This is a genomic window from Psychroserpens sp. NJDZ02 (assembly GCF_004843725.1).
In the GTDB taxonomy this organism is placed as follows: domain Bacteria; phylum Bacteroidota; class Bacteroidia; order Flavobacteriales; family Flavobacteriaceae; genus Olleya.
In genome coordinates this window covers 3753167-3768337 of sequence record NZ_CP039451.1, presented here as the reverse complement: position 1 = coordinate 3768337, position 15171 = coordinate 3753167, and the positions used below count along the sequence as shown (strand labels likewise).

At 31.9% G+C, this 15171-nt stretch carries 12 protein-coding genes; 10 read left to right on the top strand and 2 right to left on the bottom strand.

What is annotated here, in order from left to right:
- Nucleotides 1-120: 120 nt before the first annotated feature.
- From E9099_RS16605 to E9099_RS19560, 7 genes are all read left to right on the top strand, one after another.
- Complete coding sequence (locus tag E9099_RS16605; protein WP_136584634.1) at nucleotides 121-729, top strand: thiamine phosphate synthase; 609 nt, start codon at nucleotides 121-123, stop codon at nucleotides 727-729.
- Nucleotides 730-779: 50 nt separating this feature from the next.
- The gene (locus E9099_RS16600; RefSeq protein WP_136584633.1) at nucleotides 780-1544 is read left to right on the top strand and encodes a hydroxymethylpyrimidine/phosphomethylpyrimidine kinase; all 765 of its coding nucleotides are present in this window, start codon (nucleotides 780-782) and stop codon (nucleotides 1542-1544) included.
- Nucleotides 1541-2146 carry a thiamine phosphate synthase gene (gene thiE / locus E9099_RS16595; protein ID WP_136584632.1) on the top strand — a complete coding sequence of 202 codons (606 nt, stop codon included), beginning with the start codon at nucleotides 1541-1543 and terminating at the stop codon, nucleotides 2144-2146. The genes E9099_RS16600 and thiE overlap by 4 nt, the downstream gene beginning before the upstream one ends.
- Nucleotides 2147-2198: 52 nt before the next feature.
- Nucleotides 2199-2969, top strand: coding sequence for a thiazole synthase (locus E9099_RS16590; protein WP_136584631.1), 771 nt, complete (start codon nucleotides 2199-2201; stop codon nucleotides 2967-2969).
- A 39-nt stretch (nucleotides 2970-3008) separates the two neighbouring features.
- Nucleotides 3009-4127: a 2-iminoacetate synthase ThiH gene (gene thiH / locus E9099_RS16585; RefSeq protein WP_136584630.1), complete on the top strand. Its 1119-nt coding sequence runs from the start codon at nucleotides 3009-3011 to the stop codon at nucleotides 4125-4127.
- Nucleotide 4128: 1 nt separating this feature from the next.
- Nucleotides 4129-5184 (top strand): HesA/MoeB/ThiF family protein, encoded by a 1056-nt coding sequence (gene moeB / locus E9099_RS16580; RefSeq protein ID WP_136584629.1) that lies wholly within the window; start codon nucleotides 4129-4131, stop codon nucleotides 5182-5184.
- Nucleotides 5185-5554: 370 nt separating this feature from the next.
- On the top strand, nucleotides 5555-7744 hold the full coding sequence (locus tag E9099_RS19560; protein ID WP_136584628.1) for a collagen-binding domain-containing protein: 2190 nt from the start codon (nucleotides 5555-5557) through the stop codon (nucleotides 7742-7744).
- A gap of 360 nt (nucleotides 7745-8104) precedes the next feature.
- Here E9099_RS19560 and E9099_RS16570 read toward each other — a convergent pair whose 3' ends face one another.
- The gene (locus tag E9099_RS16570) at nucleotides 8105-9049 is read right to left on the bottom strand and encodes a hypothetical protein (protein ID WP_136584627.1); all 945 of its coding nucleotides are present in this window, start codon (nucleotides 9047-9049) and stop codon (nucleotides 8105-8107) included.
- Between the two features lie 549 nt (nucleotides 9050-9598).
- Here E9099_RS16570 and E9099_RS16565 point away from each other — a divergent pair.
- Nucleotides 9599-10459 carry an outer membrane beta-barrel protein gene (locus E9099_RS16565; RefSeq protein WP_136584626.1) on the top strand — a complete coding sequence of 287 codons (861 nt, stop codon included), beginning with the start codon at nucleotides 9599-9601 and terminating at the stop codon, nucleotides 10457-10459.
- A gap of 427 nt (nucleotides 10460-10886) precedes the next feature.
- On the opposite strand, the gene E9099_RS16560 is transcribed toward E9099_RS16565, so the two are convergent.
- Nucleotides 10887-11894 (bottom strand): LLM class flavin-dependent oxidoreductase, encoded by a 1008-nt coding sequence (locus tag E9099_RS16560; protein WP_136584625.1) that lies wholly within the window; start codon nucleotides 11892-11894, stop codon nucleotides 10887-10889.
- A 1214-nt stretch (nucleotides 11895-13108) separates the two neighbouring features.
- Here E9099_RS16560 and E9099_RS16555 point away from each other — a divergent pair.
- Nucleotides 13109-13561, top strand: coding sequence for a hypothetical protein (locus E9099_RS16555; protein WP_136584624.1), 453 nt, complete (start codon nucleotides 13109-13111; stop codon nucleotides 13559-13561).
- A 201-nt stretch (nucleotides 13562-13762) separates the two neighbouring features.
- Nucleotides 13763-15061, top strand: a complete 1299-nt coding sequence (locus E9099_RS16550; RefSeq protein WP_136584623.1) for a hypothetical protein — start codon at nucleotides 13763-13765, stop codon at nucleotides 15059-15061.
- Nucleotides 15062-15171: the final 110 nt, after the last annotated feature.

Sequence of the window (15171 nt, the reverse complement as noted above, 5' to 3'; positions counted from 1 at the left end):
ACTAATTTGGAAGTTCCCACGCTTATAAAAAAAGCGTGGGCGGGCTTTCCGTTGTATCTTTTGCAAAAAAAAAAAGCAAAAGGATGCCACTGCAATCCCTAACTCAAAAACCAGTATACCATGATAATTCTTATTGCTCCAGAAAAAGATAGTCCCAACGAAATTGAAATATTAAATCAATTATTTGAAGCAGGACTACTGTTTTTTCACTTTAGAAAACCGGATAAAAATTACGACGAGCATGTCGCCTATTTAAATCAAATAGATAGCAAATACCACAATAGAATCGTAGTGCATTATCATCATGAATTGATAAATACGTTTAACTTAAAAGGCGTTCATTTTCAAGAACAAAAACGAATAGATCATATTGATAATCCAGGACAGTATTTTAAAAGTTTAAACATGTTTGGAAAAACAATCAGTTCTTCTTTTCATGATCCTAAAATAGTAGAAGATTGTACATTCGAATTTGATTATCATTTATTAAGTCCTGTATTTTCCTCGATTTCTAAAGCAAATTATGAAGGGCGTGGTTTTGACGTCAAAGCTATTGATAAGACAATTATCGGTATGGGTGGTATTAGTGAAGATACCATCGCTAAAGCTTTAACATTAGCATATAAAGGCATTGGTGTATTGGGTGGTGTTTGGAATACTGAAAATCCTGTGGAGTCTTTTAAAAATATAAAAAAATGCTACGAAACGCTGCTCACAAAGTCATTATAATGACATGTATCAAACAGATTGTTTCTTAAAATGCTAAACACCTAAACATTTTGAATCAAAAAGACTATATTTTAACTATCGCAGGGCTAGATCCTTCTAGTGGCGCCGGAATCACTTCGGACATTAAAACATTTGAAGCGCATAATCTATATGGATTATCAGTGTGCACTGCTGTTACGGTTCAGAATGACACCGAATTCACAAACTGTATTTGGATAGACAAAGACATTATTTTGCAGCAAATAGAATTGCTTTTTAAACGCTTTTCAATAGCAGTTGTAAAAATAGGAATCATAGCTTCTTGGGAGACTTTGTTAACGGCCGTTCAAACCTTAAAAAAACTGAATCCCAATATTAAAATAGTGTTAGATCCTATTTTAAAAGCAAGTGCGGGATTTACATTTCATACGTCACAAGATTTAGAAATTTTAGAAAATGTATTACAACACTGCGATTTTATAACACCAAATTATGACGAAATAAAAGCTTTATTTCCAAACAAGAGTATTGAAGAGACTATCGATTTTATAGCCCAAAAGACTAATATCTATTTAAAAGGAGGACACAGAACGGATAAAAAAGGTTGGGATGAAGTGTATTATAGTAAAATAGTAAAATTAAATATACCGCCCATGACAACGCAACCTATTTATGATAAACATGGTAGTGGCTGTGTATTATCTGCTGCGTTAGCAGCCAATATAATGCAAAATATCGCTTTAGAAGATGCTTGTAAAAACACAAAATGGTACACAGAACAGTTTTTAAGTTCTAACCAATCGCTATTAGGAACACATAATTATCAGAAAAAATGATTAGTAAATTACAATATATTTCACAAGGAGAGACTCCTGAATCTCATTTAGAAAACATTGAAAAAGCATGTGCTTCGGGTGCAAAATGGGTGCAATTACGTTTAAAAAACGGTGAACCTAAAACTCTTTTAGACATCGCTAAAAAAGCGAGAATTATAACCACCTCTTTTAACACTAAACTAATAATAAACGATCATTATAAAATAGCAAAAGCGGTAGAAGCAGATGGTGTCCATTTAGGAAAAACCGATGCCTGCCCCCTACTCGTTAGAGATTATTTAGGCCACATGTTTATCATTGGAGGAACAGCCAACACAATTGAAGATTGTAATGTTTTACTAGAAAAACAAGTCAATTATATAGGCTTAGGGCCTTACCAATTTACAAAAACAAAACAGAATTTAAGCCCCGTTTTAGGTGTATCAGGATATAAAAAACTATTAGAAGACTTACAAACCAAAACACCGATAATAGCGATAGGCGGTATTACATTAAAAGATGTCTCACAACTACTAAAAACAGGTGTTCATGGTATTGCCGTTTCTGGAGCTATTACTAATGATGTAACTAATATTTCAAAATTTCAAACCCTTTTAAACTAAAACGAAAGATTTTCTAGAGTATCCAAACTGAAAAGAATTCAAAACACAACAAATGACTCAAAAATTAAACATAGCAGATAAAACATTCTCCTCTCGCCTATTCACTGGAACGGGTAAGTTTAGTTCTTCAAAACTAATGAAAGAGGCATTGTTAGCTTCAGAAAGTGAACTGATAACAGTGGCGCTAAAAAGAGTGGATGTTAATAATGAGGAGGACGATATTTTATCACATTTAAAACACCCTCATATTAATCTATTACCAAATACCTCAGGAGTTAGAACCGCTAAAGAAGCTGTGTTTGCTGCACAATTAGCTAGAGAAGCCTTACACACTAATTGGATTAAATTAGAAATTCATCCTGACCCAAAATATCTTTTACCAGACCCTATAGAAACATTAAAAGCGGCTGAAGCACTAGTTAAACTCGGTTTTGTAGTGATGCCCTACATTCACGCTGATCCGGTATTATGTAAACGACTTGAAGATGTGGGTGTGCAATGTGTGATGCCATTAGGCGCACCTATTGGCACCAATAAAGGTATTAAAACGGTGGATTTCTTAGAAATTATCATCGAGCAATCTACCGTTCCTGTTATTGTGGATGCTGGTATTGGAAGCCCATCACATGCTGCTTATGCTATGGAATTAGGCGCGGATGCTGTTTTAGTAAATACTGCAATTGCAGTGTCTAAAGACCCTGTGATTATGGCTAAAGCCTTTAAAATGGCTGTAGAAGCTGGTCGATTAGCCTATCAAGCTAAATTAGCGTCTATTAAAAATCATGCGGAAGCTAGTAGTCCATTAACCTCTTTTCTCAATTAATTCGTACTACAATAAAGTACAATACTAAACGCTTAATACATGTCATTTAAAAACACCTTTGATACTTACGATTGGGATACTTTAGAAACAGAAATTTATAAATACACCTCCGATAATGTTAGACAAGTATTAGATAAAGAGGCCATAGATTTAGACGATTTTAAAGTTTTAATTTCTCCTGCAGCAAAACCTTTTATCGAAGAGATGGCACAACGCAGCCAAACGATAACAAAAAAACGCTTTGGTAATACAATACAGATGTATATTCCGATGTATTTATCAAACGAATGCCAAAATATTTGCACCTATTGTGGCTTTAGTATGACCAATAAAATCCCAAGAAAAACTCTATCTGATGCCGAAATTTTAAAGGAAATCACACATCTAAAATCCAAAGGGTATGATCACATATTATTAGTAACCGGTGAAGCCAATAGAACCGTTGGTGTCTCTTATTTAAAACACGCTATAGAATTAATTAGACCACATTTTTCTAATATTAGTATAGAAGTACAACCATTAGATGAAGCGGACTACAAACAACTTATTGAAGCCGGACTCTACGCCGTGTTAGTCTATCAAGAAACCTATCATAAAGCAACTTATAAAATCCATCATCCAAAAGGTAAAAAATCGAATTTTGACTATCGTTTGGATACCCCAGATAGATTAGGAAAAGCAGGTATCCATAAAATAGGAATTGGCGCTTTATTTGGATTAGAAGATTGGCGAGTGGATAGTTTTTACACGGCGTTGCATTTAAAGTATTTGCAAAAAACGTATTGGAAAACAAAGTACTCTATTTCTTTTCCTAGACTAAGACCACATCAAGGAGAAGTACAACCAAAAGTAGAAATGACGGATTCTGATTTAGTACAATTAATTTGTGCGTATCGCTTATTAGATGAAGATGTGGAATTATCCATGTCTACTAGAGAAAGTGAAACCTTTAGAAATAATATTATTAATTTAGGAATAACGTCTATTAGTGCAGAATCTAAGACCAATCCAGGTGGTTATGCAGTAGATCCACAATCGCTGGAACAGTTCGAAATTTCTGATGAAAGAAACACAGAACAAATTAAAGACATGATTACCGCTCAAGGCTATGAAGTGGTCTGGAAAGATTGGTATAACAATTATTCTGAATTCAATTAAAATGACATTAACACCATCCGAACAGAAACAATATGACAGACATCTCATTCTAGAGGACATAGGATTAGAAGGTCAGTTAAAATTAAAACAAGCAAAAGTACTAATTATTGGTGCCGGTGGATTAGGGTGTCCCATACTGCAATATTTGACTGCAGCGGGAGTTGGTACTATTGGTATCGTTGATAATGATACTGTGTCGCAATCCAATCTGCAACGTCAAATAATATATACACATCAAGATATTGGAAAAAATAAAGCGGAATCAGCCATAAGTCACCTGAAATTATTAAATCCTTATATCAAATTTGAGAGTTACAACCTCAGATTGACTACAGACAATGCGCTAGATATAATGAAACCTTACGATATTATTATAGACGGTACAGATAATTTTCCGACTAGATATTTAATAAACGATGCTGCAGTATTACTTAAAAAGCCAGTAGTTTTTGGATCTATTTTTAAATTTGAAGGTCAAGTGTCCGTTTTTAATTATAATAACGGGCCAACCTATCGCTGTTTATTCCCAACACCTCCAAAACCCAATACAATACCTAATTGTTCTGATGTTGGTGTTTTAGGTGTACTTCCCGGTTTAATAGGCGTATTACAAGCCAATGAAGTCTTTAAGATTATTTCTGGTCTTGGAGATGTCTTATCGGGAAAATTGTTGACCTATAATATGCTCACGATGGCACAAGTAGTATTGAATTTTAAAAAGAACGATACCATTCAAATCAAAAACCTAGAGAATAACTATGAGTTTGCTTGTGGTATAACCACAAATCATTTAAAAATCACAATAGATCAATTAAATAAGGATTCAGAAAAGTATAATTTACTAGATGTCCGTGAACATGATGAAAGAGCATTGTATCATATCGGAGGACAACATATTCCGTTAGCAGAGTTAGTAAAAAGAACACATGAAGTATTTACAAATAAAGATTTGGTTGTGTATTGTAAATCAGGTCTTCGCAGTCAAAAAGCGATTCAAATTTTAAAAGAAAAAAAATTGGTTATAAATATATTGCAGTTAGAGTCATTAAAGATGTAATGTATTTAACTTCTTTTCCATCTATTCTTAAAATTTAAAACTTTAATCTGCTCACATAGGGGGAATTTTAAAAATGCGCTTGTTAAAATAACTACTAACACTTTGTCCCTGTGTGACGCTTCAACCTAAGTGTTTTGAGACATCTGACTAGAATAGTAGTGGCAAACCGAATGAAAACACATTCGGTAAATAAAATAATCGCATTCTATTATTGGGTGTAAACACAACACACTGAAAATCCTTCAACTATCTTAGAAATCCATAAAAATAGAAAAACATTCAATATTCTTAAAATTTGAAAATAATCTTGCTATGTATCTCTAATAAAGTTCCTATTTTTGCAAGAAATTAATCACAAATAAACCCTTGAATGAAAACAAAAGATTTACAATTTAATCGATTAAAAAACAAACTTTTTAAAGTCAGTTTGGTTTTAGCATGCACGACTGTTAGTGTAGTAGCACAAAATCAAGCTATTAGCCCTACAGAAGCTGCAAATAATTTTACTGTATTTACTTCTGGTGATGCTATCGCAATGGGTACAGAATCTGAAGGGTCTTGGGCAGTAGGTGGAAATCTAACCATAGACGGAACGTTTAATATCTTTGGAGGAGTAAACTATTTTAATAATGACCCCCAACCAACCGCTTTAATTGTAAATCAACAGGTAAATTATGTCGCTGGTGGATTACATATTTTAGAAAACAATTATATCAAAATAGGAGATTTATCTACAAGTTCTATTTTCAATTTAGATAATAACAACACACCTATAAATACTAGAATTACATACACAGGTGGTAACTTTAACAGTAATCCTAAAATAGAATTGTCAACAAATCAAGCGACGACTTCTATCTCTGCAGACCCACAAATAGATTTTGTTGAAGCATTTAGTCAATTCACGTCTATTTCAAATGTTATAGGTAGTCAAGACACAAACGTAACTTGGAATGAAAATGAGTTCAGTACTGGTAAACTATGGATTGATTTAATTCCAAATCAAACAAATGTTATTAATTTAACCGTTGCTGAGTTTAATGGATTGAATGAAATCAAATTTATTACAGAAGTACCATCAACAACAACCCCTTTTATTATAAATATTACTGACAGTAGTGATACCCCTGAGTTGGTTACAATTAATAGCTGGCCTAATATTGTGGGTAGTCCTTTAGACTATGCAGCTTATATCTTGTATAACTTTCCAAATGTAAACTCTACTATTGATTATACAGGTGGTGCACAAATTTACGGTACGATATACGCACCAAGCGCTCGTTTTAATAACAGAAGCAATTCCAATATTGACGGGCAAATTATTGCTGAAGTATTAGAGCAAAACTCAGGTGAAATTCACGCTTACCCATTTGATGCAATAATAGACATCGAAGACCCATTGCCTTCTGAAGAAATTTGCGACGGAGTAGATAACGATAACGACGGTCTTATCGATGAAGGTTTTGAAGATACTGACCAAGATGGTGTTGCAGATTGTATTGACAACTGTCCTTTAATTGCTAATCCAGATCAAGCAGATGCTGATGGTAATGGTATTGGTGATGTATGTGATTCAGACTTTTCTGAAGAAATTTGTGATGGCATTGATAACGATAACGACGGACTTATAGATGAAGGCTTCGCTGACACTGACCAAGATGGTGTTGCAGATTGTATTGACAATTGCCCTTTAATTGCTAATCCAGATCAAGCAGATTCTGATGGTAATGGCATTGGTGATGTATGTGATCCAGACTTTTCTGAAGAAATTTGCGATGGCATTGATAACGATAACGACGGACTTATAGATGAAGGCTTCGCTGACACTGACCAAGATGGTGTTGCAGATTGTATTGACAATTGCCCTTTAATTGCTAATCCAGATCAAGCAGATTCTGATGGTAATGGCATTGGTGATGTATGTGATCCAGACTTTTCTGAAGAAATTTGCGATGGCATTGATAACGATAACGACGGACTTATAGATGAAGGCTTCGCTGACACTGACCAAGATGGTGTTGCAGATTGTATTGACAATTGCCCTTTAATTGCTAATCCAGATCAAGCAGATTCTGATGGTAATGGCATTGGTGATGCTTGTGAACCAGCAAGTGATGAAGAAATTTGCGATGGCATTGATAATGATAACGACGGTCTTATCGATGAAGGTTTTGAGGATACTGATGAAGATGGTGTTGCAGATTGTATTGACAACTGTCCTTATATTCCAAATCCAGATCAACTAGATACTGATGGAGATGGATATGGTGATGCTTGCAATGTTAATCTAGCTAGGATAGCTTTAATAACACTAGATGCTTATCCTGTACCCTTCCATGGTGTTATTAATATAAAATATTCAACACCGTTTGACACTACTGGCAAAATAGAAATATTTGATGTTAGAGGAACCTTGATAAAAAGTGTTTCTAACTTAGTAAGTAAAGCATCTCAAAGTAAAACTATACAAGTAGATTTATCCGGTCTAGAAAATCAAATGTTATTTATAAGTTTAACAACTAGTAATGGAACAATTGTTAAACAAATAATATCTAATTAAAACGACAAAGTATTTTAATTAGACTAATAATAGCAAAAGCCAGTTTGAATGATTTCAAACTGGCTTTTTTGTTCTAACATTAGAATAAATAAATGATGTTATAAATTATTTATTTTAATTATTGTTTTATGCTTGCCTACTAATTTAGTTTGTAATAAAATACCTTAACAGAAAAAATTACACAATGGAAGCTATTTTAATAGTTTCTTCATAATTTCAATATTCCGTAATAGGATACGTTTATTTTCAAATACGCGATTCTCGTGCAACGCCAATTTTAGGAAAAACAAGACAGAATTCTTTTCAATTTAATATTTGCTAATAAAAAATTGAGAAGACGTCATATCAATAACGACATATTTATTCCAATACAATCACCTCATTCTTTAAAATCCATTTCCCATCTACTTGTTGACTATGCGACACTGTAATTTTATTAGGACCTGTCTTTTTAAAAACATCTATAAGGCTTAAGTTTTTATGGACAGTAGTGTTTATTACAATTGGTCCGCTTATCAGTTTATTATTAGCCGCGTCAAAAACATATAGACTCTTAGTCGTGGGTTTTATATCCCAAAAACCAATCTCATCCGCTCCGTCACTATTTAAGTCTTTAAGGTTTTCTAATTCCGATTGGTACGCTCCTTTTACTATTATGTCTTTTAAATCCGTATTACTAAAGGAGACTATACTATGACATACATCTTCACATTTTATGGTGGATGCAGATTTTTTCAATCCATCAAAAGACACTTCTGGAGAGATAACATAAGCATAGTCTGATAGATTATCTCCGTTAAAATCACCATATAATTTCCGTTTTTTAGAAAGATCCTCAAAGTTTTTACGGGCATTAGGAAAAATTGGAGCCTCAAGATTATTGTCCTTTTTAGTGACGCCTTCTCTTAATATTTTAAAAATATTGTTTTTATAGATTACGGACAGATACGAGTTGTAATCCGCTTCAATTCCGTTATAATTTACACGTTTTGTAAAAGTCACCAAATAGTTACCAGCCTCCTTAATGATGTCAACTTGATTATTTAAAATACGTTGCGTGTAATCTGGAAATTGATCAAAAAGTAAATTTTTATCTTCTTGCACCTGAGTTCTTGTAAATTCATTTCCATAATAAGTAACTACGTCCATATAATCTCGCTCTAGATAGGCGACCTTCAATGGTGTATGTGATGCATTCCATTGTTTAACAAAGTTACGCACCTCACTTTCATTATCAGACTTTTTCTCGTTACAACCAAATAAAATAAAAATAAGCAGGCTAGACAATAGTGAGAAATACTTCATAAATATAATAGGCTTTTTTTATCCAAAAATGAAAGGTGAAGATACATGAAATTTTTATTACATAAGCTTCAATATACTTTTAAAGACTTCACATACAATATGCGGAAGGCTTTCACTTTTAACCAGTACATTACTTTTTCTTTTGTTAAAAATAAAATTTGATTAATTAATTGTATACGCTTTATAATAGTATTTTTTGTTGTCACAATAGATTTAGTCGCAAATACAATCAAAAAAATGGTTCATATTAAAATGAAACAATTATTGATAAGTCAAAAAATAAAAACAGAATATTTCAAGTTTTTAACATGTATGCGCCATTAAAATTAAAACTTTTATTCTTTTCTTATAAATAACGCAAAACTAAACCAAGCTAATCCCATAAACACAAGTATATTTAATACCTTAGATTAATACTTTAACATAAGTATTCAAATAAATAGTAAATTAAATTCGCTAAAAAAAGTACATTTACGTTCATTTTATAGTTGTAAGTACAAAATTATACTATAAACATTTTTCTAAAATTAAAAATTCAAATTAAAAATTATGAAACAATTATTTATTGTGTTTGCAGCTTCTTTACTAAGTGCAACATCTTATGCTCAGTTTGAGGTTTCGGTAAGTACTGGATATGCTGTTAGTAGCGCCGGAATGAAATTAGGTGAATCAACTAATTCTGTTGAAACTGAAAATTCTTATGGTAGTTATGGAGAGGGTGCTAATGTACAAATTAGAGGGACTTATTTTTTTAACGAATCTGTCGGTGTAGATTTAGGTTTTGGTTATTTATATGGTACCGATCAAACCGTATCTGAAATTGATACACCTTCTAACACTGTTGATGCAGTAGCAAGAGCGCGTGCTTTTGGAGCATCTACAACTATAGTGTATAAGTTTACAAATAATTTTTATGGTCGCTTTGGTGCGTTATTAAAATTGGGAGGTAAAACTGAAGCTGTAGTATCTAGTAAATCTGTATTTACAGAAGACCAAGCTAATGCATTTGGTGTGCCTCAAGGATCTTATACGCAAACTAATTATGTAGAAGATTTTCATGGCCATTTCCCTTTAGGATTTGTAGGAGCTTTAGGATATAAATTTAATTTAAATGATAATTTAAATCTTTTTGTTGAAGCTGAATATTACGGTATCAGTTTAAAACGTAAAGATTCTGAAATCACAGAATTTAATACAGATATTGTTTTACCAGATGGTACTGTTGCTGTCAGTGGTTTTTACGATATAGATAATTTAGCCCCAGGGTATAATAAAAAAACAACTTACGTTGATAATTTAGCCCATAATGAAACAGATGAATCTAAAAAATTATCACAAAAAGTACCTTATTCATCTTTTGGAATTAACTTTGGTATAACTTACAAGTTTAAGAGTTCTTCTAAAAATTAAGACATGTAAAACTAGTTAATCTGGAAGCTTAATTATATCCAAAACAACTAAAACTTACATTTTAAAAGCCTATTAAAACAACTGTTTTTAATAGGCTTTTATTTTTTTAGTAAAGCATGACATTCTATTTTATAAAATTGGTTCGTAACAATCATATTATACGCTCCATTAATTTAACTTTCTAGAAATAGTGTAATTGCTTTAACGGTTTCCCTCTCCGTTTCACCAATATCATATATAATATCAGAAGTAAATTTTGTCCAATTTATATAACTGACCAAGGAGTAATTAGCTATTTAAAAGTCCGATTGCCAATTGTAGCGATTCGGTTATATTCAATTATACCTAAAGATATTAAGTGGTTTAAATTAGTTACACTTCTTCCTGTAAAAAATAACCGTGATAATTTTATTAGAAAAAACCTCCTTTACTGTAATTCTTTCATAATTTCAGCAAATAACTGATAGGATTTAATACGATCATCAATACCGTATATATTGTTAACTGCAATAAGTTCGTCTACTTTAGTTTTATCCAAAAATTCTTTAACCTGAGCTTTAACAGTGGCTTTGCTTCCAATAAAAGAATATTTAAGCATTTGATGTATCTGCGGGTTTTGCAAAATATCTCTAAACTCGTTAGTCATGCCTGTTGGCGGTTGCACAAAATCACGCTTTCCTGTAAAGATGCCGACAATCATTTTAATTAACGAAGTTGATAGTCGTTCTGCTTCCTCATCAGTATCAGCAATAATTATATTACATCCCACTATGGTGTATGGTTTCTGTAATACGTCTGACGGCTTAAATTCTTCGCGATAAATAGCCAAAGCCTCCCATAAATGGGTTGTAGCAAAATGACTAGCAAATGCATAAGGCAATCCTTTTTTAGCAGCTAAATGAGCACTATCTGTACTAGAACCCAAAATATAAATGGGCACATCAACACCCTCTGCAACAGTTGCACGTACTTTAGCTTTTGAATTTTCTGTAGAAAAATAGGTTTGTATTTTATCTAATTCATTAGGAAAAGAATGTGCCGCCTGCATAAAATCTGACCGAATAGCTTCTGCTGTTTCACGATCTGTACCTGGCGCCCTACCTAAACCTAAATCAATTCGGTGTGGATACAAAGCCCCCAAAGTTCCAAACTGTTCGGCTACTATTAATGGCGAATGGTTTGGCAGCATAATACCTCCAGAGCCAATACGTAAAGTTTGTGTCCCTTGAGCAACATAGCCAATTAATACTGACGTTGCACTACTACCAATATTTGATGAGTTATGGTGCTCTGCTAACCAATACCGGGTATAACCAAAAGCCTCTGCATTTTGTGCTAGTTTTAAAGCGTTATTATAAGTTTGTTTTAAAGTATGACCTTCTGAGACCAATGCAAGGTCTAAAATGGAATATAGAGTGTTATGTTGTGTTTTCATAAATAATATTAAGTAATTCTAATAATAGTATTGACATAGTCGCTATTATGTAAACAAAGTGACAAAAGCGATATACAGCCCTAATGCTAATTGTAATCTTTTAGCATAAAAGCTTAAACGTTATTTTTTCGAAAAGGTAATTAACTAGATCAAGGGGGCAGTCGTACATATATTAGTTACTCATCCCAACTAGATAAGTGATCGACTTATTTCTAAACCCTTCGACTGCCTTGTAATTTCCAAATAAATATAAAATTAAATCTTATATTTCACTTGGAAAATATTTTAACACCCAATTAAGGCCAGATTATAAAATTATTAACAAAAGATATCAGAGTACACATTACTTATATGGACTTACAATTGGTAATAATAAAATTAGAGTTACTATTTTTTTAATCCTTATTGCTAGTTATACATTTTGTATTTTCTTTAAATAGGAAGCTAAATTCTAGTATAACGTTATGTTTATCAATTATAGCGCATGCTTTTGTATCAAAGTCAAAAGAAACTTTTGAATGGCATACATTATCATTGATTGATGCGGGCCAATTGCAAATGTTTGCACGCTGTCATAAACACAATGATTATCAACGATTAGAACTTATTTAAGACTATTTACACACCATCCCCTAATAAACAAATTAACTATAATGTTTAATATTCCGTTTTTTTTAACCTTAATCTAAAAGATCGGTATAATAAGGTCGACCTCTACTGTATTATATTAATTTAAATTCTCTTAGTACTACTTTATAACGAGCACTTTATTGTTCTTATTAATTTTTGGCACGCTTATTGAAAACTACATAATAACAAATCATAAACAGCTAATATTTATAAAATTAAATGGTGCTTATTTATATGCGATGTTACAAATTAATATAAGAAATAAAGAATTATTGTTTAAGGGCCGAAACATAAAATTTTAAAGTTCCACATATTATATAACTAACACACTTATTTTAAACGACTAGCGTTTTTAGCAAAATCGTTCTATTTTAAAGAAAATTACTTTATTTTTGTCATTAATTAAAAAATAACAAAAAAGTAATTCATCGTAAAAATACGCTTTTAACCCAATGAATACGCCGTTTAACGGATAAATATACATTACATAGAGTAAATTAACATCAAAAAAAAATAAAATTGAGTTGTTTATTTTAATAATTTATATAGATTTGTTTTAATATTACACTAAAAACACTTTAAAAATGAAGACAAAGACTACTATTTTAACCCTATTTCTTTTAATGATATTTAGTATCAGTTTCGCTCAAACTAAAGACACAACACCGAGACTAATTACTGGAAAAGTAAGTATTAGGAAATACCACAATTTGGACGAACTAAATAAAATGCCAAAAGGGGAATTGTTAGACTTATATATACAACGAATCGAAGTTCTTGTAAATATACTTCCCAATATTGCTTTTGCAACTAAAACGAATGTTACTATGAAAACTTTAGGTATTCCTGTAACTAAGGAAAACAAAAAGACACTAGAAGCAAATCAAAAGGCATCTGTTGAATATTTTGATAGTACAGTAGATTTTCAAAGATCAATATTACCATACTCGGATACTGGAGATTTAATTGCTGCTATTTTGTTTTATGAGCAGACATTAAAATCACTATTCACTTATGATGACTTTAAAGTTGATTAGCACATCTCGTCAATTATTTGACGAAAAAGTTTTAAACAAAATAATTAATTTTAACCAATGCAGAAGTTTTTACACGGTAAACAGTAAGATCTCCGACTAAAAATAACACTTTATCGATATTATTTGCATTTCATATGAAATTTGTTTAGTTTTGTTCTATACATTATTTTTAATAATCTATTTCAATTAAATTTAACCCTCATGAAAAAATTTACTCACATCACTTTGTTAATATTGTTTTCGTTAAGCACTAGTTTTGCTCAACAGGAAAAAGGTGTCACAGGATATGACAACTGGTTAAACCCTTGGACTGATTTTAAACCGAATAAAACGCAATACGGTAAACCGACTCAAATACTCAGCGGTAATATTGATACAGACAAAAAACTAAACAAAAGAGATATCTATCTTTTAGTTGGTGACGTATTTGTCACAGATAGCACAACCTTAACAATAGAGCCTGGTACTATAATTGTAGGTGATTATAAATCTAAAGGATCACTAACCATCACTAATGGTTCTACTATTATAGCTGAAGGAGAAAATACCGATCCTATTATATTTACATCTAGCAGGGCCGTTAAACAACCTGGAGATTGGGGAGGGCTTTTCATTTTAGGTGATGCTCCAACTAATAGTATTAAAAACACCTCTTTACTAAATTACGGATTAGACGCTTCGGAAACTAAAAACATTACATACGGTGGAGAGAATATAGAAAGTAATTCAGGTGTTCTAAAATTTGTAAGAATTGAATACGCTGGTAAAAGAACTAAATCACATGGCTACTTTAGCGCACTTACTTTAGCTGGTGTCGGTACTGAAACGTTACTTGAAAATATAATGGTAAGTTTTTGCGACGGTGACTCTTTCAATGTTTTAGGTGGAGCAGTAAGTTTAGATAAATTTGTATCATATAAATCAAGTAGTAACGATTATAAATTAAATTATGGTGCACAATGTCATATAACTAATTCTTTAGCCATAAAGTCACCTTATGTTTCTGGTCCTGCACCTTCAAGATGTATGTATGCTTTAAATAATGATGATCAAGGTAATTCAGTAAGTGATAGACAAACATTAGTTCAAGCAAACAATCTGACCCTAATTAATTTAAGTAGAGATTTGGATTATGATATTGAGATTGGTTTAGTTAATGAAGCTATTTTTATAGGTAACGACGTGTCTTTTAAAATTAATGAAAGTGTAATATCTGGTTTTAAGCCTGCTGTAATCTTAGATGAAGCTATTAAAATTAATAGTGAAAACTTAGATAAAATAGAATTCACTAGTACTTATTTTAATAACTGTATTGGAAATATTTTTATTAAGGACAATATTAATAATGAAGATCTAGAAAATTGGTATGGTAGTAGAGCATTTAATAACGTATACTCTAAAGGCCCTGATTCGGAAACTTTTATAGATGCGTCTAGTACAACCCGTCCTGATTTTAGATTAATTATTAACAAAATTGCAGCTTCTAAAAGTCAAGACTAGTTTTAAAAAAAAAATAATTTTTCACCGCAATTTATAGCATAGAAGACTACACCAACCAGATGCAAACCAAAAAACAAAAATGCACACTAAGTATCTTAGTCTGTCTACTG

What these genes read in the sequence shown, in the direction of transcription:
- E9099_RS16605 (WP_136584634.1), top strand. Translation starts at nt 121, where the DNA reads ATGATAATTCTTATTGCTCCAGAAAAAGATAGTCCCAACGAAATTGAA.
- thiE (WP_136584632.1), top strand. Translation starts at nt 1,541, where the DNA reads ATGATTAGTAAATTACAATATATTTCACAAGGAGAGACTCCTGAATCT.
- E9099_RS16590 (WP_136584631.1), top strand. Translation starts at nt 2,199, where the DNA reads ATGACTCAAAAATTAAACATAGCAGATAAAACATTCTCCTCTCGCCTA.
- thiH (WP_136584630.1), top strand. Translation starts at nt 3,009, where the DNA reads ATGTCATTTAAAAACACCTTTGATACTTACGATTGGGATACTTTAGAA.
- moeB (WP_136584629.1), top strand. Translation starts at nt 4,129, where the DNA reads ATGACATTAACACCATCCGAACAGAAACAATATGACAGACATCTCATT.
- E9099_RS19560 (WP_136584628.1), top strand. Translation starts at nt 5,555, where the DNA reads ATGAAAACAAAAGATTTACAATTTAATCGATTAAAAAACAAACTTTTT.
- E9099_RS16570 (WP_136584627.1), bottom strand. Translation starts at nt 9,049, where the DNA reads ATGAAGTATTTCTCACTATTGTCTAGCCTGCTTATTTTTATTTTATTT.
- E9099_RS16565 (WP_136584626.1), top strand. Translation starts at nt 9,599, where the DNA reads ATGAAACAATTATTTATTGTGTTTGCAGCTTCTTTACTAAGTGCAACA.
- E9099_RS16560 (WP_136584625.1), bottom strand. Translation starts at nt 11,894, where the DNA reads ATGAAAACACAACATAACACTCTATATTCCATTTTAGACCTTGCATTG.
- E9099_RS16555 (WP_136584624.1), top strand. Translation starts at nt 13,109, where the DNA reads ATGAAGACAAAGACTACTATTTTAACCCTATTTCTTTTAATGATATTT.
- E9099_RS16550 (WP_136584623.1), top strand. Translation starts at nt 13,763, where the DNA reads ATGAAAAAATTTACTCACATCACTTTGTTAATATTGTTTTCGTTAAGC.